The following is a 19,014-nucleotide window of genomic DNA, read 5'->3' as shown; positions in this document are numbered from 1 at the left end:
AATTTAGCCTGCCGTCGGCAAAGCTTCGGCTATGTCGAGCATTCCTTCACAGCGCCCGTTCTTCCCGCCCGCGTCCTCGGGGCAGGGTTCCGCGCCTGTAAATGCGACGAAAATCCTGCGCGAGGCGCAGGCGGCGTTCTTTCGCCCGTCCGCTGCGGCACCGGCTGCGGTAGAGCCCGAGGCCGAGCCCGAAGCTCTGGCTACACCGACCCTGAAACGCCCGGGCAGCTATCTGGATATCCGGGTCTAGGCAGCCTTCGCCTTTTTGGACTTCCTGGCGTCGCCCTCGTCATCCCTCTGGGACTTCTTGGCGAGCTTTGCGGCTTTACGCGCTTCTTTATCAGCCTTCTTGGCGGCCTTCTTCGCGGCCTTGATCTCTTCGGGGGCTGCATCGGCTACGTCGGACAGATGCTGCAGGATTTCCATAAAGTTCTGACGCCTTGCCTTGGGAAGCATAGCCAGAAGCCGCTTGTCGGCGCTTTCCACGCAAGGGCGGGCGGCTGCCAAAGCGGCCATGCCGGCCTCTGACACACGAACGGCCTTGGCGCGTGCATCGAGGGTAGAGCGTTCCCGCTCCAGGTAGCCCTTGGTAATCATTCGGCTGACCAAATCGGCCAGCGTAGAGCGGTCGATGCCCGTGGCTTTGACGAGATCGGTCTGGGTGAGGCCCTGTTTTTGCGCGGCCACTTCCAGCACGGCGTACTGGCGCTGGGTCAGACCGGCATCGACGGCTTCCTCGGCATAGATGTCGAGGCACAACTGCAAGGCGCGGTGCAGCAGGTGGCTGGGCGATTGCACCAGTTCGGACACAGGGCCTTGTGCTTTTGCCGTCTTGATCATCACGGTTTCCTTTCGGAGGGCGCGCCTCTTCATATAGGGGCGTACCAATCTCGGTTGAAACTTTGACGACGTTTCAACGTCGGTGTGCTGACATTTCGGGAAGAGGCGGATGATAAAAAACCCGCCGGACTTTCGTGCGGCGGGTTTTGAATATCCTAGGCTTCTTCAGACTTGGGGTCGGTCTCGTCGTCTCTGATCAGGTGTTTCATGATGAAGAACACCTGCCAGATCCCGAACGCCGCCGAGGCGATCCAGAGGCCGCCGCGGAAGGCCACCCAGAAGTCATCGGTCTGCGTGCGCCAGATCACTTCGTTGACGATAGCCACCGTCAGGAAGAACAGGCCGTAGCGCAGCGTAAGACCCTTCCAGCCCGCGTCCGTCAGATTGAACGCGCTACCCAGCAGGTATTTGAACGCGGCCTTGTTGAACACCAGCGACCCTAGAAGGATCACGGAGAGGGCTAGGTTTTGGACCGTGATCTTGATCTTCAACAGGTTCGGATCATGGAAGAAGATGGTGAGCGTGCCGAACACCAGTGCAAACAGGCCGCTGAACAGCGGCAGGGGCGCGAGGCGTTTTTCCAGCAACCAGCCCGCCAGAAGCGCAAGGATCGAGGCACCGACCAAGACCCAAGTGGCTTGAATGAGAGCTTCGGAGCTCTCCATCCCCCGCGCGAAGCGCAGGAAGGCATAGGAGCCCATGAACGCAACGAGCGCACCGAAATCGACGGCCTGACGCAGGTTGGAGGCTTTTTTGTCTTCAGCCATGGATCAGTCCTCCAGACCGACGAGGGAACGCGAGAAGGCACGGGCGTCAAAGTCCTGAAGGTCTTCGACACCTTCACCCACGCCGATCAGTTTAATCGGCGCATCCGACGCCTGAGCGACCGGAATCAGCACACCGCCGCGAGCCGTGCCGTCCAGCTTGGTCATAACCACGCCCGACACATAGGCCGTGCGGCCAAAGATTTTTTCCTGCTCCAGCGCATTGCGACCGACCGTGGCGTCAAGCACCAGCAGGGTCTCGTGCGGGGCATCCGCATCGACCTTTTTCAGGACACGGACGATCTTCAAAAGCTCGTCCATCAGGGTCGATTTGTTCTGGAGGCGACCTGCCGTATCGATCAGTACGACATCAAATCCCTCGGCCTTGGCCTTGGTATAGGCATCAAAGGCGAGGCCTGCGGCGTCAGCACCATCGCGGCGGCTCTCGAAATGGGCCCCTGCGCGATCGGCCCAGACTTTAAGTTGCTCGCGGGCAGCGGCGCGGAAGGTATCGCCCGCCACGATCATGACCTTGGCACCCTTGGCCGTTAGATCGGACGCGATCTTGCCCAGGGTTGTCGTCTTGCCCGAACCATTCACACCGACGAACAGCACCACATAGGGCTTCGTACCGCCTAGCGGGTCAAACTTGGCCTGACGCGGCAGCAGCTCCTGCGCCACGGCCTCGGCCAGAGCTTCTTTAACTTCGCGCTCATCGGACTCCTTGCCGAAACGCAGGGCGCGGAAGCGCTCTACGATGCGGGCGGAGGCCGCAGGGCCAAGATCGCTTTCGATCAGGTGCTCTTCCAGTCGCTCGAGAGCCTCTTCGGAGAGGGGTTCTTTCACAAAGGTCGAGACAACCTGCTCGGTCATCTGTTTGGAGGACCGGGACAGGCCTTCACTCAGGCGCTGGAACCAGCCTTTTTTCGGCGTATCGCTCATAACTACTGCTCTAGCGGAGTGCGGTTCTCAGGTCACGTCCGAACCTATATGGATAGGTTGTCTGTTTCGCGCATTAGGAAGCTTGATGGCTCGCAGCACCCACGACTTTTATCACGCCCGCACCCATGGCTTCGTTCGCACAGCCGCGGCGACGCCGGTGGTTCACATCGCCGATCCGGTCGCTAATGCCGACGAGCACATCCGGCTGATCGAGCAGGCGGTTGAGTCCGAAGTTGATCTTTTGGTGTTTCCGGAACTGTCGCTGAGTGCCTATGCGATTGATGATCTGCACCATCAGGGACCGCTGCTGAACGAGGTCGAGCGCCAGATCGGCCGTCTGGCCGAGGTCGTTGGCGAATACGAACTGACGGTCGTGGTAGGCGCGCCGGTCCGCCAGGGCGATGCCCTGTTCAACTGCGCGGTCGTGCTGTCGGGCGGCGAGGTTCTGGCGGTGGTGCCCAAAAGCTTCCTGCCGAACTATCGCGAATATTATGAAAAGCGCTGGTTCGCACCGGCGGCCTCGCGGACCGAAGACGTCATTATGCTGAATGGCGACGCGGTCGATTTCGCGCCGGGTCTGGTGTTCGAGGCGGTGAACCGTCCCGGCTTCAGCTTCGCCGTCGAGATCTGCGAGGACTTCTGGGCTCCTCAGCCGCCGTCGACGCGTGCGGCACTGGCGGGCGCGCGCATCCTTTGCAACCTGTCGGCCTCCAACATCGTCATCGGGAAGTCCGATGACCGCGCTTTGATGTGCGCCAGCCAGTCGGCCCGCACCCTGTCAGCCTATTTGTTTGCCGCATCTGGCTGGGGCGAAAGCACGACCGATCTGGCTTGGGACGGTCAGGCGACCATCTACGAACTGGGCACCAAACTGGCCGAGGGCGAGCGTTTCGCCATGGAAAGCCATCTGACCATCGCCGATGTCGATGTGGATCGTCTGGGCATGGACCGGATGCGTAATGGCACCTTCGCCGATTGTGCCCGACAGGAAGGCGAGACCTCGACGGTTGTGCCTTTTGTGGCGGCAGATGGTCCCTCCGGAGGTCTGATCCGCCCCATGGACCGCTTCCCCTTTGTGCCGGATGATGCGGCGCGGTTGGACCGCGACTGTTTCGAGGCCTTCAATATTCAGGTCCAGGGCCTGATGCGCCGTATGACGGCAACGCGTTCGCAGACGCTGGTGATCGGGGTGTCTGGCGGGCTGGATTCGACGCAGGCCCTGTTGGTCGCCTGCCGCGCCTTTGACCGTCTGAACCTGCCGCGCACGGGCATTCTAGCTTACACCATGCCAGGCTTCGCGACCTCGGACGGCACCAAGTCGAATGCTTGGGCTCTGATGAATGCGCTGGGCGTAACGGGCAACGAGATCGATATTCGTCCGGCGGCCCGCGCCATGCTGGAGGGCATCGGCCATCCGTTCGCAAAGGGCGAGGCGGTCTATGACGTAACGTTTGAAAACGTTCAGGCCGGACTGCGCACCGACTATCTTTTCCGTCTGGCTAACCACAACAACGGTTTTGTGTTGGGGACGGGCGATCTGTCGGAACTGGCGCTGGGGTGGTGCACCTATGGCGTCGGCGATCATATGAGCCACTACAACGTCAACGGCGGTGTGGCGAAGACCCTCATCCGTCACCTCATCCGCTGGGTCGCGGACAAACAACTGGTTGGCGCAGAGGCAAGCCCGACGCTGTACTCCATCTTGGCGACCGAGATTTCGCCCGAGCTGGTGCCGGCCGGTGCGGACGGAAAACTCCAGTCCACGGAAGGGACGGTGGGACCATACGCTCTCAACGACTTCTTCCTGTTCCACATCACGCGCTTTGGCGCGGCGCCTTCCAAGGTTGCTTATCTGGCCCACCAGGCGTGGAGCGAGGCATCGCGCGGTGAATGGCCGGTGGGAACGCCCGAAGAAGAGAAGATCGCCTATGACCTTGAGGTCATCCGCTTCTGGCTGCGCAAATTCCTGATCCGCTTCTTCCAGACCAGCCAGTTCAAGCGCTCGGCCGTACCGAACGGACCCAAGGTCGTCACCGGTGGGTCTCTTTCACCGCGTGGAGACTGGCGCGCACCATCGGATTCCTCGGCGCGGGTATGGCTCGATGAACTGGACGCCAATCTTCCGCCGGTCAGTTTGTCGGCGGTTTAGAAAAAACCACTCTGCTTCTAAGGTTTTTACTCGACCTGAGGCGGGTGCAGGCGCTAGAGGGCGAAAATGACCGACGAAATCACACGCGATAGCAACGGCGCAGAGCTCAAAGACGGCGACAGCGTCACCCTGATCAAAGACCTGAAGGTCAAAGGCTCCGGCGGCGTCACGCTGAAGCGCGGCACCAAGGTCATGAAGATACGCCTGACGGGCGATCCTGAAGAGATCGAAGCCAATGTCGAAAAGGTTCGCGGACTGGTCCTGCGCACCGAGTTCGTCAAAAAGGCCTAAAACCGAAATGAAGAAAGGGGCGCTGTGACAGCGCCCCTTTTTCGTTGGTCATTTGATCTTGCCGACGAAATCCAAAATCGCCTCGGCAGCTTCGGGCTCGTCCAGCATCGGGGCATGGCCAATGTCCGGCACCTCGATCAGCTTGGTGTTCTTGCCTTCGGTAATCATACGTCCGGCAATGGTGGTGCTGAGAAGGTCCGACGTTCCGCCGCGTACGATCAGGGTGGGGCGCTCCGTCAGGACGCGGTAAAGCGGCCAAAGGTCGGGGACCAGAGCGCCTGAACCGGCCGCGCGGATCGGAGCCGAGATGTCCGGATCGTAGGCAAGAGCAGGGACCCCGTGCTCGTCCTCGCGGAAGATACGGCGAGCAAACGCCTCCCAATCGCTCTGGTCGTAGTGGGGGAAGGCGACCTCATTGATGTTGCGTGCGTATTCGGCAGCATCATCCCAGTTATTGATGCTTACCGACTTGCCGGTATAGGCGGCGATACGGGCAAGCCCTTCGGGTGCAACCTCGGGGCCTACGTCGTTAAGAACGGCGGCGGCAATGGCCTGGGGCTTAAGGGCGGCAAGGGCCATGGTGATCAGGCCCCCCATCGACGTGCCAAGGAAAATCGCGCGCTCGATAGATTTCTGTTCAAGAAGATCTACGACATCCGCCGCATAGGTAGCGGGTACATAGGTCATGGGATCGATCGCATATTGCGACTTGCCCCGACCACGAACATCGATCGCCAGTACGCGGTGACCCGCATCGCGCAGGATGTTGGCGATGCCGTCGAAATCGGCGCTGTTACGGGTCAGACCATGGATGGCGATGATCGGCAGTTTGCCGGTAGCAATCCCGGGGTCATAGTCGCGACCGTAGAGTTTCAGGCCATCGCGGCTGGCCCAATAAAACTCTGAAAACGCGGTGCTTGTCATAAAAGGATGACCCCAAGGCAATGAACTTAAGCCTTAGGTTATTCACCCTATTAGGAATTGTCGATCAGTCGCCGACTATTGTCGAAACGAACTCGTTGAGGTTGCCGCCAAGGAAGTGAAAGCCCCGTACTCCGGCGTTTTTGGCGGCCTGCATGTCCGACAGATTGTCCCCGATCATGATGGAACTTTCGTCGAGGTTCAGGTCCAGATCGGCTGCAGCGCGCAGCAGCATACCCGGGTTCGGCTTACGGTCCGGATGGTTTGGATGCTCGTAGCGATGCTCGACTGCTACGCTGTGGAACGGGCAGAAGTAGATGGCGTCGATAGAGGCCCCGCCCTTTGCCAGTTCAGCCAGCAGTAGCTTGTGGAAGGCATGCATTGTGTCTTCAGAGAAGTAGCCGCGCGCGATGCCGGATTGATTGGTAACGATTACAGCGACATAGCCCGCGTCGTTCAGGCGTTTCACCGCTTCGGAAGCGCCCGGCATCATGTCCAGTTGATCGGGACGGTGCGGATAGCCGCAGTCATGGATCAGGACACCATCACGGTCGAGGAATGCGGCGGGACGGCCCATGTCGGAAGCACCTTGTTGCGGTCAGGGGGAGGGGCCTCGATAGCGCGACTGGGCGCGTATTTCCACGCCTGGAATGTTACAGCTTCGTTGCATCCGGCAACGTGAAGTGACCCTGTGGCGTTTTGCCGAGCAGGGCAGGGTTTGCTAGACCGTGCGCAATTCTGTGACGCGCCTGATGGGCGCCGCCCCCGACCCTGTGGAGAGCGAAACTATGATCCCGTTTATTGACCTTCAAGCCCAACGCCTGCGTCTGGATGGCAAGATCGAAGCCGCGGTGGCCGAGGCCGTCGTGGGCGGTGCTTGGGTCATGGGCCCGCAGGTCCGCCAGTTCGAAGCTGATCTCTCCGCCTTTGGGCAGGCCAAGCACGCTCTGGGCTGCGCCAATGGTACCGACGCACTGGCCCTGCCCCTGATGGCATGGGAAATCGGCGCGGGTGATGCGGTGTTCGTGCCCAGCTTCACCTTTGCCGCCACCGCCGAGGTCGTTCCGTGGTTCGGTGCCGAGCCGGTGTTCGTGGACGTTGATCCGGTGACCTACAACATGGATCCGGCCAAGCTGGCCGCCGCCATTGACGCCATCAAAGCCGAGGGTCGTCTGACCCCGCGCGTCGTCATTGCTGTCGACCTGTTCGGCCAACCGGCGGATTATCCGGCCATCAAGAAGATCGTCGACCAGCACGGCCTGAAGCTGATCTCGGACTCGGCACAGGGCTTTGGTTGCACCGTGGATGGCAAGCATCCGCTGGAGTGGGTCGATGTCACAACCACCAGCTTCTTCCCGGCCAAGCCGCTGGGCTGCTATGGCGACGGTGGTGCTGTGCTGACCAATGACGACGAACTGGCCCAGTTGCTGGACTCGGTTCGCGTGCACGGCAAGGCCGTGGCTGTGGACCTGAAGGACCGCACCTTCGAGCACGATCCGAAATACCTGAACATGCGCATCGGTCGTAACAGCCGTCTGGATACCATCCAGGCTGCGGTCCTGATCGAGAAGCTGAAGGTGTTCGGTGACGAGATCGAATGGCGTAACCGTATCGCTGCCCGCTACAACGAGGGCCTGCGCGCCCACGTCGCCCGAGTGCCCGATGTGCCGGCTGGCCATATGTCGACTTGGGCCCAGTACACCATCGAACATCCGAACCGTGACGGCCTCGTCGCTCACCTGAAAGAGCAGGGCATTCCGACCGCCGTCTATTATCCGATCCCGCTGCACATGCAGCCGGCTTACGAGAACTTCCCGCGCGGTGCCGGTGGCTTGCCGGAAACCGAGCGCCTGAAAGATGTGGTGATGAGCCTGCCGATGCACTCGGATCTGGACGAGGCGACCCAGGACAAGATCATCGCCGCTGTGGCTTCGTTCAAAGGCTGATTGAAAATGACTGCTCTGAAACTGGGTGTCGCCGGTGTCGGCGTCATGGGCCGCAATCACGCCCGCGTCGCTGCCGATATGCGCGAGTTCGACCTGTCGGCTGTATTTGATCCGGATGCGGTGACCGCTAACGGCGTGGCCGCGGCCTATGAGGCGACCGCCTTCACCGATCTGGACGCCTTTGCCGCTTCGGGTATCGAAGCCGCCATTGTCGCGACCCCGAACCGCTTCCACGCCGACACGGCTGTGGCCCTGCTGGAGCGTGGCATCCACGTTCTGGTCGAAAAGCCGATCGCCCCGACGGTTGAAGAGTCGCAGCGCATTATCGATGCCGCCCGCGCCAACAACCGTGTCCTCATGGTCGGTCACGTCGAGCGCTTCAATCCGGCGGTCGAGACGGTCAAACGCGCCATCGCCGACGACGAGATCATCTCGATCCAGATCACCCGCGTGGGCCCGTTCCCGCCGCGTATGGGCGACGTTGGCGTCGTGATTGATCTGGCGGTGCATGACATTGACATCATCCGTCACCTCACCGGCTCGGAAATGACCGATGTGCAGTCCCTGCTGGGTCACACCCACGCTCTGCGCGAAGACTCGGCCCTGCTGCAGTTCCGCATGGAAAACGGGACCATTGCCCACATCACCACCAACTGGGTGACGCCGTACAAGACCCGCACCCTGCAGGTCGCGACCAAGTCGCGCTTCGTGGTCGCCGACCTGATCACGCGTCAGGTCACCGAGTACTTCGGCCAACAGCCGGATGGTTCGTACTCGACGCGCATGCTCAACAGCTGGCCGAACGAGCCGCTGAAGAAGGAACTGGAAGCCTTCGCTACCGCCATCGCCACCGGCGAGACCCCAGCGGTTACCGGCGAAGACGGTCTGCGTAACCTCGAAGTGGCCCTGCGCTGCCTCGCTGAATAAGCTATTCCGACACCCTGTTACGAAAACGGCGATCCGGATCGGGTCGCCGTTTTTCGTTGGGGCAGAAGAGGAAGGCGTGGGGATCGTTTGCACTCATGGTGCCCGCTTGGGCGGTGGCATACCGTGCTGTATCAACCCTAAATACCGGCTTTTTCAAGGGCTTGGTTTCACGTGGAACATTAAGTGCAACGCGATGAAACACTTACACCAGTACATTATGTGGAGTGCTCTCCGCAGTGTCGGTGCAGGTACGGGCGGCATGTTCGCCGGGGGTGCTTTGGCGGCCTTGGCCTGTGCGTGGATTTGCAGAGGTTTCAGGCCGCGCACGCTCAGCCTTCCTGACGCACCATCTGCATCGATAGCCAGTCCGCAATAAGGGCGGGCTTGGGTTCGCCTTCGATCTCGACGGTCATCTCGTGGGTCAGAAGCCAGCGGGTCACACCGCCGTCTGAACCCTTGTTTTCGGCGTTCTTAAGGACGAAACGTCCGCGCACGCGCTTACCGGCCTTCACCGGGGCGAGCAATCGCAAGCGGTCGAACCCATAGTTTACGCCCATCACCACACCATCGACGGGCTTCACGGCATCATAGCTCATGGCCGAGCCGAGGCTGAGCGTCAGAAAACCATGGGCGATGGTGCCGCCAAAGGGTGTGTGTTTCGCCATGTCCGGATCGACGTGGATGAATTGCTCGTCCTCGGTCAGCTTCGCAAAAGCGTCGATCCTCGCCTGATCAATCTCGATCCAGCGACTGACGCCCACTTCGGTGCCGATGAGCGACGGCAGCTCCTGTGCAGATGGCATGATTCAAAACCTCCCCTTGTTATTTAAGGGGCAGGTTTGCGCGTCATTTACCCGAATGCAAGCGAGCCTTAGCCGTTGAAGCGTCCGTTGATGATGTCACCGAACTGTTCGGGATCGACATTGCCACCCGAAAGGATGATGGCGGTGGTCTTGCCCTTGGTGTCGATCTTCCCGCTGAGCAGGGCGGCTAGAGAGACCGCGCCGCCGGGTTCGATCACCAGTTTCAACCAGCGGAAAGCAAAGCGCATGGCCTCGGCCACCTCGGCATCCGAGACGGTGAGGGCACCGGCCAGCCGCTGGTTGACGGGGAAGGTCAGCTCCCCCGGCATTGGGGCCATCAGCGCGTCACAGATCGACGGCTTGCCTTGGGGGTGGGCCGTGCGGGTGCCCGCTTCCAGAGAGCGGCGGGTGTCGTCAAAGTCCTCAGGCTCGACTACATAGACGGCGGTGTCGGGACTACGCTCAGCCATGACCAGATTGATACCGGCCATCAGGCCACCGCCCGAAGCACCGCACAGAAGCTGATCAATCGGGCCATCGGCATCATCCAGCAGTTCCAGCGCACAGGTGCCCTGACCTTCGATGATGTACGGATCATCAAAGGGCGGCACGAGGATGCTACCGCGCTCTTTGGCGATGGCGGCCCCGATTTCCTCGCGGCTCTCGGTCCAGCGGTCATAGAAGCGCACCTCGCCGCCAAAGCTGCGAACGCCCTCGACCTTCACCTTGGGGCTGTCGGCGGGCATGACGATGATGGCGCTGGTACCCATGGCGTGGGCGGCGGCGGCGACGCCTTGCGCATGGTTGCCGGAGGAAAAGGCGACGACGCCGCGCGTCCGCTCTTCGTCGGTCAGGCGGCTGATGCGGTTATAAGCCCCGCGAAACTTGAACGCGCCCGCGACCTGGAGCGTCTCGGCCTTCATCAGAACCCGCCCGCCGACGGCCTCGTTCAGAGCGGGGAGTTCGAGCAGCGGCGTACGAACGATGGCAGGGGCGATCTGGCGGGCGGCGTCAACAACGCCGGAATAGGTCGGGGTGCGCATAGTTTTCCCTTAACGGGTAACTGTGACATCTGCATAGTTACCCTCATGAAACATGATCTCGTCCTGTCGATCGATCAGGGCACGACCTCGACCCGTGCCATCGCCTTCGAGGTTTCGCCCGAGGGTGTGTTCTCGGTTCTGGCGGTCAGCCAGATCGAACTTGCTCAGCATTTTCCGCAGTCGGGATGGGTCGAGCATGATGCCGAAGAGATATGGCGGGCGGTACTGCAAACCTGCCGCGAGGTGATCAAGAAGTCCGGCAGCGTCGAGCGGTTTGCCGCCGTCGGCATCACCAACCAGCGCGAAACCTCGGTCATCTGGGACGCCGAGACCGGAAAGCCGCTTCACCGCGCCATCGTCTGGCAAGACCGCCGCACTGCTGCCGAAATGGATCGACTGGTCGAGGCGGGCCATGAAGATGAAGTGCGCGAACAGACCGGCCTGATCCTCGATCCTTATTTCTCGGCGTCGAAATTCTCGTGGCTGCTGGATCAGGTCGAGAACGGTCGCGCGCGCGCCAAGTCTGGCGAGATCAAGCTTGGCACCATCGACAGTTGGCTGATGTGGAAGCTGACCAACGGTACCGCCCACGTCACCGATGTGACTAATGCCGCTCGCACCAATCTGATGGCGCTGGAGACGATGCAGTGGTCGCCGTCGTTGTGCAACCTGTTCAATGTTCCGGTGGAAGCCCTGCCGGAGATCAAACCCAGCGATAGCCACTTCGGTGACTGCGAACCCTCGCTACTGGGTCGGGCGCTACCAATCCATGGCGTAGCGGGGGATCAGCAGTCGGCTCTTGTGGGTCACGGCGCGCTGGAGGCGGGTGACGCCAAGATCACCTATGGCACTGGAGCGTTCCTCGTCGCCAATACGGGGCCAGAGATTGTTCGCTCCGAAGCCCGTCTGTTGGGCACGATGGGCTGGGCCGCAGACGGCAAGGTCCACTATGCGCTGGAGGGCTCCATCTTTTCGGCAGGATCTGCCGTTCAGTGGCTGCGCGACGGGCTGAAGGCGATTTCGGATTCCCGTCATTCAGAGGCGGTCGCCCAGACGCTGGATGATAACGGCGGGGTCTATCTGGTTCCCGGCTTTACGGGTCTAGGGGCGCCGTGGTGGGAGCCGGATGCCCGCGGGACGGTCATTGGCCTTAGCCGCGACAGCGGACCGGCCCATCTGGTGCGTGCGGCACTGGAGAGCCTTGCCTATCAGACCTACGATTTGCTGGAGGCCCTCCAGAAAGACGGTGCGCCGCCGATGAAGCGGCTCAAGGTCGATGGCGGCGTGACGGCCAATGCCTTTGTGATGCAGTTCATCGCCGACATCTGCTACATCGAGGTCGAGCGGCCGGCGTTTCAGGAAATGACGGCGCTGGGCGCGGCGCGACTGGCAGCGTTGGGCTGCGGCCTGACACAGACGCTGTGGGCCCCGCCACAAACGGCACCGGCCCTATGGCAGCCCTCCATGCCCGCGGGTGAACGCGCCCGATTGATCAAGGGCTGGCGTCGGGCGGTAAAGGCCGCCATCGTAGCGGCAGCCGACGACTGACATATCAGCGAGGGGAGGGACGAGATGAGCGAGGCACTGGACGCCCAGACGGCATTTTCCGGCACACGCGAGGTTGATCCCCGCTATCGCCTGAACGAGACAGCGCTTCTGGCTTGGCTCGCCCAAAATGTCGAAGGATTTGCAGGGCCGCTGGAGGTCCGGCAGTTCAAAGGCGGGCAGTCGAACCCGACCTATGAGCTGGTCACGCCCTCGCGATCCTATGTCCTGCGCCGCAAACCACCGGGCACCCTCCTAGCCAGCGCCCATGCGGTGGATCGTGAGTTCGCCGTCATCAGCGCCCTTCACAAACAGGGTTTCCCCGTCGCGCGGCCCTATGGCCTGTGCGAGGACGACAGCGTCATCGGCTCCATTTTCTATGTGATGGAAAAGGTCGAAGGCCGGATCTATTGGGACCTGAAACTGCCGGGCCTGACGCCGGAGCAGCGCCGCGAAATCTGGTTTGCACAGGTCGATACGCTGGCTGCGCTTCACCGGCTTAATCCCGTCGCCATCGGCTTGGCGGACTATGGCAAGCCGGGCAACTACTTCGCACGTCAGGTGAGCCGCTGGACCAAGCAATATCGCGCTTCGGAAGGCGAGCCGGTACCGGCCATGGATCGTCTGATCGACTTTCTTCCGGCGACACTTCCTGCCGAGGGGCCGAGCCGCATCGTCCATGGCGACTGGCGCCTCGACAATATGATCCTTCACCCGAGCGCGGCGAAGGTGCAGGCTGTGTTGGATTGGGAACTTTCGACCCTTGGCGATCCAATGGCCGATTTTTCCTATTTGCTGATCGCCTATGCCATTCCGCAGGAGTTGCGGAACGGGTTGTTGGGTGCGGACCTCGAAGCACTGGGCATCCCGTCCATCGACGAACTGGCCGAGCGCTATGGTCAGGCGACTGGTTTGGGCAAGCCGACCAATCTGGATTGGCTATTGGCGTATAATCTCTTCCGGCTCGCCGCCATCTGTCAGGGGATCGCCGGACGGGTCCGCGATGGCACAGCCGCCAGTGACCATGCCAAGGCCATGGCCGCACAGGTTAAACCTTTGTCTGACGCCGCATGGGAATATGCTGTAAAGGCAGGGGCTTAACGCGCTGCATCCGATAAAAGAAACAGATTCTGATGCAGATAGGTTTGTGAAACCCTTGTGGACGCCTTACCTTAAGGGCCGGAGAGCTATGCCACATGTCTGACAGCCAAAAATTCCCGGTCGCCGCCCACGCCTTGGCCTATCTGGCCCACAAGGGTGCATATGACGCCAAGGATGCTGCGGCCAGCGCCGTTCTGGCCGCCTCGGTGCCGACCAATCCGGTGGTGATCCGCCGCGTGACGGCCTTGCTGGCCAAGGCGGGCCTGATTGCGACCCGTCCGGGGGCGAGCGGTGGTTCGTGGCTGCTGCGCCGTCCCGAGACAATCCACCTCGACGAGGTGCTTCGAGCCGTGAACGGATGCGCCCATCTGGGTTCGACGCCGGAAGGGGCCAAGGGTTGCCCCGTCGGTCAGCACATTCCGCGTCAGGTGGCCAAGGCATTGACGGCAGCAGATACAGCCGCTGCGAACGCCCTGTCTAAAATCACCATTGCCGACCTTCTGGCCGAAGATCCGGAATGTCTGCGCGGCTTGACCCCGCACGCCTCCTGTCCGCAGGCGGCATAATATCACTGACATAGCATCCTCTTACGGGGAGGGACGGATGACGGCACGACGCACGATTGCCATTACAGGCGCATCGGCAGGGATTGGCGCGGCGCTGGCACGTGTGTGCGCCGCCAAGGGCTATGACCTGATCCTGATCGCCCGCCGCGAAGGTCCGCTGAACACCTTGGCCGCCGAGGTCGAGGCTGAACACGGTATAAAGGCTCATGTCATCACGGCTGATCTGGCCGAACCGGATGCGTCACAAAAGCTCGTCGCTGCGGTGGCCGCGCGCGGTCTGACGGTCGATGGCCTGATCAACAATGCGGGCTTTAGCAACACCAAGGGCTTTGTCACGACGCCTCCCGAGGCCCAGGCCGCCATGCTGCGCGTGATGCTGGGCGTTCCGGTGGAGCTGTCCCGCGCGTGGATGCCGGCGATGCAGGAGCGTGGCTGGGGGCGTATTCTGAACGTGGCCTCCATGGCCGGTTTCCTTCAGGCTACTGGCGGCGACACGCTTTACGGGCCGATCAAAAGCTTCCTGATCCGCTTCTCCCAAGGTCTCTGGATCGAGAACCGCGGCAAGGGGGTGCACGTCACGGCGCTTTGTCCCGGCTATACCTATACCGAGTTCCACGATGTGAACGGCTCGCGCGATCAGGTCTCTAAGGCCTATCCGAAATGGATGTGGCTGAGCGCCGAACGGGTGGCGCACGACGGCTGGGATGCCGTCGAGACCGACAAGCCACGCATCATTCCGGGCAAGCGCTATCGACTGTTGGCCACGATCAACAAGTTGATGCCCGACCGGTTGGGGCTGAATACCGCCGCCAAACACGCCAAGGCGCTGGAGCGGATCTAAAAGAAAAACGGCGGCTCCGGTGGGAGCCGCCGTTTTCCGTTTCATCAGTTGCCCGACGGATAGGGCGTGGTCACGCCCGAGCTGATCATCCCCGGCAGCGCTTCGCCCAGACCCATCAGGATAAACTGGATCGCCAACGCACACAGGATCAGGCCCAGAACGCGCACGATAATGGCCATGCCCACTTCGCCCAGGATGCGGTTCAACCATCCGGTCATCGAGAAGCAGATGAACGAAACGATACAGGCACCGCCGATCGCCGCCACCGAATAGGACATACCAATCGCGCCGAGCTTGGCGGCTTCACCGGCATTGATGATGACCGCCGAGATGGCACCCGGGCCGATCATAAGCGGGATGGCGAACGGTACGACCAGACGCTGGAAACGACGGCGCGCATAGCCGCGCACATCGGACTTGTCGTGCGTCACATCGTTGTCGGCGAACATCTTCAAGAAGTCTTCGCGCGCCATATCCAGACCGAGGAACAGCAGCAGGATACCGCCCGCAATGCGGAAGGCCGCCAGCGAAATGCCGAAGAACTCCAGCAGCCACAGACCGGTCGCGAGGAAGAATAGCAGGAAGACGAAAGCAAACAGGCAGATCAGGAATGAAACCGACACCCGCTGTCGCAGCGTAGCGCCAACCGTTGCGGCCGCGAAAATCGGCAGGTTGCCGATCGGGTCCAACAACGCAAACAGCGTCACGAAGAGGTTGACACCCAGTTCGCTCGCGTTCATCGCGTCGCCTCACCAAAAATCAGATTATGCGCCCGCGGCGCCCCTATAGTCTTCCTATCGGGGTATATGCGCGATGCTGCAACCCGCACAGAGGTTCAAAATGTCAGAAGCCGTCAACAACGATCTGGCCAACCGCCCGTTTGACCCCCGGGTGATCTGTGCACTGGACGTCCCGACGGCGGGCGACGCCCGCGCGCTGGTCGAGCGGATTGGCGATGCTGTGGGCTTCTACAAGGTCGGCCTGCAACTGTTTGCATCTGACGGCATGGCACTGGCCCGAGAGTTGAAAGCCTCGGGCGCGCAAATCTTCCTCGATTGGAAACTGCACGACATCGGCGCGACGGTCGAAAAGGCTACGGCGGTTCTGGCAGGCTCGGGCTGTGACCTTCTGACCGTCCATGCCCGCCCTCAGGTGATGGCGGCCGCGGCCCGCGGTGCTGCAGGATCGGACCTCAAGATTTTGGGAGTGACGGTCCTGACCAGCCTGACCGACGATGACCTGATGGCCGATGACCATAGCTTGTCGGCGGCGGATTTGGTCGAACTGCGCGTGCGTCAGGCACTCGAGGCTGGCATTCACGGTGTGGTGTCCAGCCCCCACGAGGCCGCCCGTGTCCGCGAGATTGCCGAAGAGGCCGGCCGCAGTGACTTTTTGATCGTCACGCCGGGCGTGCGCCCCGCCGGTGCCGCGCTGGACGATCAGGCCCGCGCGGCCACGCCTTCGACAGCCCTGAAATCCGGCGCGACGCATCTTGTGGTCGGTCGCCCTATCACAGCGTCGGCCAATCCGCGCGAGGCAGCACAGGCCATCACCCGCGAAATCGCACTGGTATGATCATGTCCTGAACGCAAAAACGGCGGCCCCGAACGGAGCCGCCGTTTTGATCTCACAACCCTGCGGCACAAGGTCGCGAGGGAGTGACGCGATGTCAAAAATCGATCGCGATGCCCTTTTTCTCCCAGTCACCGAAACGCGTCGGTTCCGGACCGTTGCGACCGCCGAACTCGGCAGGATTGTTCTTTGCCGCCAGATCGACGGCACGGCGCTCGGCCGCTTCCATCAAGGCACGACGGGCCGCTTCGCTTAGCGGACGCTCGGGCGTCGCATGCGGAACGTCTTCGTTATAGCGCGGCGCGTCGGCTTGCGCGTCGTCGTGAACGTGGGTCGAGCAGCCATCAGAGTGGCAGCCGCACGAAGGGGTGGGATGTTCGGTCACAGGGGCACCGTCTTGAGAGCGGAGGGTTAGATGATCAAATAGGGGATAAGGCCGCTCGTGCCACCCACTTTGACGACTAAAGCCCAATGAATCATCTCAAGACCTTCGCAATACTGGCTGTGATGACCGCCCTGTTCATGGGGATCGGGTTTATGGTCGGGGGAACCGGCGGCATGGCCATTGCCTTCCTTGTGGCCTGCGGGATGAACCTGTTCTCCTACTGGAACGCCGACAAGATTGTCCTGAAGATGTACAAGGCTGAGGTGGTGGACGAGAGCCATCCCAACGCCGTGGTGCGCGCCTATGTGGCCGATACCAAGCAGATGGCGCTTGATGCCGGCATGCCTCTGCCCAAGATCACCATCATCCCGAACAACCAGCCCAATGCCTTTGCGACCGGTCGCAATCCCCAGAATGCCGCTGTGGCCGCCACGACGGGCTTGCTGGACATGCTGACCCGCGCAGAAATCCGTGGCGTGATGGCCCACGAACTGGCGCACGTCAAAAATCGCGACACCCTGACCATGACGATCACCGCGACAATCGCCGGTGCTATCGCCATGCTCGCCAATTTCGCGATGTTCTTTGGCGGCGGCGATGATCGCGAACGCCCCGGCGGCATGATCGGCACCATTGCCCTGATGATCCTGGCCCCGATGGCCGCGGGCCTGGTCCAGATGGCTATCAGCCGTGCACGGGAATACGAGGCCGACCGCGTGGGCGCCGAAATCGCCAATGATCCGGATGCGCTCGCCAACGCGCTGCAAAAGATCGAAGCCTATGCACGGGGCAATATTAACCCGCAGGCCGAGCGCAATCCGGCGACCGCCCACATGTTCATCATCAACCCGTTGAACGGGAAGGGGGCCGACAATCTGTTCTCGACCCACCCGGCGACGCACAACCGCGTCCGCGCTCTGATGGAGTTGGCTGTGAAGATGGGCGGCTCCGCGCGCCCGGCCTCGCAAAGCTTTGCCTCGACCAGTGTGCCCACAACGCCTTCGCCTGCCAAAACCAGCGTGCCCACTACACCACAGGACAACCCGCGCGGGCCGTGGGGCTGAGCCTCCTCCGTTTCTACGCTTTGCGTGCGCGCCTGTAATCGGCTAGGGCGCGCACATGACCGATACGCCCGATAATCCCGACCACAACGCAGAACGCCCTGACTGGGCTCTTCCCAATGGTCCTTTGCGCTCGTTCGGGCGCATCAAGTCGCGTCCTATCAAGGCGCGTCAGGCTGCCCTTTTTGACACCCTCATGCCGCAGATCGCCGTGCCCGATCCCAAGGCGGGCCCGATCGATCCTAAGGTCCTGATGCCGGAGGCCAAGGCGGCCTGGCTGGAAATCGGCTTTGGCGGCGGCGAGCATCTGGCCCATCAGGCTGGCCAAAACCCCGACGCCCTTATGATCGGCTGCGAACCCTTCCTGAATGGCGTGGCCTCGGCCCTGCGTCACGTCGAGGAAGGTCAGCTGAAGAATGTTCGCCTGCACGCCGACGACGCCCGCGCGGTGATGTCGGCCCTGCCGGACGCTTCGCTGGATCGCGTGATGATCCTGTTCCCCGATCCATGGCACAAGGCCCGTCACAACAAGCGCCGCTTCCTGCAGGACGAGACCGCACAGGAAATCGCCCGCCTGTTGAAACCGGGCGGCATGGTGCGTTTTGTGACCGACTGGTTTGACTATGCGGAATGGACACTGGAGCGGCTGCTTCGCACTGAGGGTCTGGAGCGGATCGAGACCGAAGGCGAAGACTGGTTCGTGCCGCCGTCGGACCACTTCGTAACCCGCTACGAAGAAAAGAAACTGGGCGACACCGACCCGATCTTCATCCAGTTCCGCCGCGTCTGAACCGCGTATCCGCGCGCCAGACCAGCCAGCACAGCGCGGATTTCACGCCCGCTCCGATCAGGAAGGGCGTGAAACCCCCGCTCATGGCGTCGGCGAAACCTATGCGGGTGGAAAGCCACAGCGTCCCCCCTCCCAGCAGGATCAGGTGCAAGATAAACAGCGTCGCGATGGAGGGGAGCGCCCCCGATACCGACGGCCGCTTTTCAGCCAATCGGGTGAAAAGTCCGGCCAAAAACGCTGCAACGGGGAAGGCGTAGATATAGCCTGCGGTCGCGCCGCTAAACGGCTCTAAACCTGAAGACCCCTCGGCCAGAACCGGCAGCCCGACTGCTGCAGATGCGAGATACAACAGCACAGCACCTGCTCCCCGGATCGGCCCCAACCACAGTCCGGCCAGCAGGATGGCGAACGACTGTAGGGTCATGGGTACGGGGCGCATGGGGACGTCGATCTGCGCGCCCGCAGCCATCAAGGCCGCGAACCCGACCATCAGTCCAAAACTGGTCAGAAATCCTCGCATGCAGGCT

22 protein-coding genes are annotated in these 19,014 nt (G+C 61.7%); 12 read left to right on the top strand and 10 right to left on the bottom strand.

Annotation, left to right across the window (positions count from 1 at the left end; genetic code table 11):
* The first annotated feature begins 31 nt into the window (after positions 1-31).
* Positions 32-250 (top strand): hypothetical protein, encoded by a 219-nt coding sequence (locus LOX95_RS01360; RefSeq protein ID WP_242912494.1) that lies wholly within the window; start codon positions 32-34, stop codon positions 248-250.
* On the opposite strand, the gene LOX95_RS01355 is transcribed toward LOX95_RS01360, so the two are convergent.
* The 3 genes from LOX95_RS01355 to ftsY all read right to left on the bottom strand — a co-directional run bounded on the left by LOX95_RS01355 (position 247) and on the right by ftsY (position 2,546).
* Positions 247-840: a MarR family winged helix-turn-helix transcriptional regulator gene (locus LOX95_RS01355; RefSeq protein WP_242912493.1), complete on the bottom strand. Its 594-nt coding sequence runs from the start codon at positions 838-840 to the stop codon at positions 247-249. The two genes, LOX95_RS01360 and LOX95_RS01355, sit on opposite strands and share 4 nt — an antisense overlap.
* Before the next feature lie 155 nt (positions 841-995).
* Positions 996-1,607, bottom strand: coding sequence for an inner membrane-spanning protein YciB (locus tag LOX95_RS01350; RefSeq protein WP_242912492.1), 612 nt, complete (start codon positions 1,605-1,607; stop codon positions 996-998).
* A gap of 3 nt (positions 1,608-1,610) precedes the next feature.
* Positions 1,611-2,546, bottom strand: a complete 936-nt coding sequence (ftsY, locus tag LOX95_RS01345) for a signal recognition particle-docking protein FtsY (protein ID WP_242912491.1) — start codon at positions 2,544-2,546, stop codon at positions 1,611-1,613.
* Positions 2,547-2,631: 85 nt separating this feature from the next.
* On the opposite strand from ftsY, the gene LOX95_RS01340 reads away from it, so the two are divergent.
* A complete protein-coding gene (locus tag LOX95_RS01340; protein WP_242912490.1) occupies positions 2,632-4,695 on the top strand; it encodes an NAD(+) synthase in 2,064 nt (687 codons plus the stop codon).
* Positions 4,696-4,761: 66 nt separating this feature from the next.
* Positions 4,762-4,986: an alkylphosphonate utilization protein gene (locus LOX95_RS01335; RefSeq protein WP_242912489.1), complete on the top strand. Its 225-nt coding sequence runs from the start codon at positions 4,762-4,764 to the stop codon at positions 4,984-4,986.
* Positions 4,987-5,034: 48 nt separating this feature from the next.
* Here LOX95_RS01335 and LOX95_RS01330 read toward each other — a convergent pair whose 3' ends face one another.
* Together LOX95_RS01330 and LOX95_RS01325 are read right to left on the bottom strand one after the other, a co-directional pair.
* The gene (locus tag LOX95_RS01330) at positions 5,035-5,910 is read right to left on the bottom strand and encodes an alpha/beta fold hydrolase (RefSeq protein WP_242912488.1); all 876 of its coding nucleotides are present in this window, start codon (positions 5,908-5,910) and stop codon (positions 5,035-5,037) included.
* Positions 5,911-5,974: 64 nt separating this feature from the next.
* Positions 5,975-6,484, bottom strand: coding sequence for a D-glycero-alpha-D-manno-heptose-1,7-bisphosphate 7-phosphatase (locus LOX95_RS01325; RefSeq protein ID WP_242912487.1), 510 nt, complete (start codon positions 6,482-6,484; stop codon positions 5,975-5,977).
* Positions 6,485-6,695: 211 nt separating this feature from the next.
* Here LOX95_RS01325 and LOX95_RS01320 point away from each other — a divergent pair, with 211 nt between their 5' ends.
* Positions 6,696-7,853, top strand: a complete 1,158-nt coding sequence (locus tag LOX95_RS01320; RefSeq protein WP_242912486.1) for a DegT/DnrJ/EryC1/StrS family aminotransferase — start codon at positions 6,696-6,698, stop codon at positions 7,851-7,853.
* 6 nt (positions 7,854-7,859) lie between these two features.
* Positions 7,860-8,780 carry a Gfo/Idh/MocA family protein gene (locus LOX95_RS01315; protein WP_242912485.1) on the top strand — a complete coding sequence of 307 codons (921 nt, stop codon included), beginning with the start codon at positions 7,860-7,862 and terminating at the stop codon, positions 8,778-8,780.
* A 329-nt stretch (positions 8,781-9,109) separates the two neighbouring features.
* Here the strand turns inward: LOX95_RS01315 and LOX95_RS01310 are convergent, their stop codons facing one another.
* Entirely contained in the window at positions 9,110-9,583 is a 474-nt protein-coding gene (locus tag LOX95_RS01310; RefSeq protein ID WP_242912484.1) for a MaoC family dehydratase, read from the bottom strand.
* 68 nt (positions 9,584-9,651) lie between these two features.
* A complete protein-coding gene (locus tag LOX95_RS01305) occupies positions 9,652-10,626 on the bottom strand; it encodes a threonine ammonia-lyase (protein ID WP_242912483.1) in 975 nt (324 codons plus the stop codon).
* 45 nt (positions 10,627-10,671) lie between these two features.
* On the opposite strand from LOX95_RS01305, the gene glpK reads away from it, so the two are divergent.
* The 4 genes from glpK to LOX95_RS01285 all read left to right on the top strand — a co-directional run bounded on the left by glpK (position 10,672) and on the right by LOX95_RS01285 (position 14,679).
* Positions 10,672-12,174 (top strand): glycerol kinase GlpK, encoded by a 1,503-nt coding sequence (gene glpK / locus LOX95_RS01300; RefSeq protein ID WP_242912482.1) that lies wholly within the window; start codon positions 10,672-10,674, stop codon positions 12,172-12,174.
* A 24-nt stretch (positions 12,175-12,198) separates the two neighbouring features.
* Positions 12,199-13,272 carry a phosphotransferase family protein gene (locus LOX95_RS01295; protein WP_242912481.1) on the top strand — a complete coding sequence of 358 codons (1,074 nt, stop codon included), beginning with the start codon at positions 12,199-12,201 and terminating at the stop codon, positions 13,270-13,272.
* A gap of 95 nt (positions 13,273-13,367) precedes the next feature.
* Positions 13,368-13,838 carry an Rrf2 family transcriptional regulator gene (locus LOX95_RS01290; RefSeq protein ID WP_242912480.1) on the top strand — a complete coding sequence of 157 codons (471 nt, stop codon included), beginning with the start codon at positions 13,368-13,370 and terminating at the stop codon, positions 13,836-13,838.
* A gap of 37 nt (positions 13,839-13,875) precedes the next feature.
* Positions 13,876-14,679 (top strand): SDR family NAD(P)-dependent oxidoreductase, encoded by an 804-nt coding sequence (locus LOX95_RS01285; RefSeq protein WP_242912479.1) that lies wholly within the window; start codon positions 13,876-13,878, stop codon positions 14,677-14,679.
* A gap of 44 nt (positions 14,680-14,723) precedes the next feature.
* Here LOX95_RS01285 and LOX95_RS01280 read toward each other — a convergent pair whose 3' ends face one another.
* Positions 14,724-15,419 carry a MarC family protein gene (locus LOX95_RS01280; RefSeq protein ID WP_242912478.1) on the bottom strand — a complete coding sequence of 232 codons (696 nt, stop codon included), beginning with the start codon at positions 15,417-15,419 and terminating at the stop codon, positions 14,724-14,726.
* A 100-nt stretch (positions 15,420-15,519) separates the two neighbouring features.
* Between LOX95_RS01280 and pyrF the strand changes: the two genes are divergently transcribed.
* Positions 15,520-16,254 (top strand): orotidine-5'-phosphate decarboxylase, encoded by a 735-nt coding sequence (gene pyrF / locus LOX95_RS01275; RefSeq protein ID WP_242912477.1) that lies wholly within the window; start codon positions 15,520-15,522, stop codon positions 16,252-16,254.
* Between the two features lie 94 nt (positions 16,255-16,348).
* Here pyrF and LOX95_RS14255 read toward each other — a convergent pair whose 3' ends face one another.
* Positions 16,349-16,636, bottom strand: a complete 288-nt coding sequence (locus LOX95_RS14255; protein ID WP_345791428.1) for a DUF1674 domain-containing protein — start codon at positions 16,634-16,636, stop codon at positions 16,349-16,351.
* A gap of 86 nt (positions 16,637-16,722) precedes the next feature.
* Here LOX95_RS14255 and htpX point away from each other — a divergent pair, with 86 nt between their 5' ends.
* Positions 16,723-17,700, top strand: a complete 978-nt coding sequence (gene htpX / locus LOX95_RS01265; RefSeq protein ID WP_242912476.1) for a zinc metalloprotease HtpX — start codon at positions 16,723-16,725, stop codon at positions 17,698-17,700.
* Between the two features lie 55 nt (positions 17,701-17,755).
* Positions 17,756-18,487 (top strand): tRNA (guanosine(46)-N7)-methyltransferase TrmB, encoded by a 732-nt coding sequence (gene trmB / locus LOX95_RS01260; RefSeq protein WP_242912475.1) that lies wholly within the window; start codon positions 17,756-17,758, stop codon positions 18,485-18,487.
* Here the strand turns inward: trmB and LOX95_RS01255 are convergent.
* Positions 18,465-18,977 (bottom strand): biotin transporter BioY, encoded by a 513-nt coding sequence (locus LOX95_RS01255; RefSeq protein ID WP_242912474.1) that lies wholly within the window; start codon positions 18,975-18,977, stop codon positions 18,465-18,467. The two genes, trmB and LOX95_RS01255, sit on opposite strands and share 23 nt — an antisense overlap.
* Positions 18,978-19,014 lie beyond the last annotated feature (37 nt).

It is taken from the genome of Brevundimonas pishanensis, assembly GCF_022750635.1.
Lineage (GTDB): Bacteria > Pseudomonadota > Alphaproteobacteria > Caulobacterales > Caulobacteraceae > Brevundimonas > Brevundimonas pishanensis.
The sequence above is the reverse complement of the archived record's forward strand: the minus strand, read 5'-3'. Positions and strand labels throughout refer to the sequence as shown.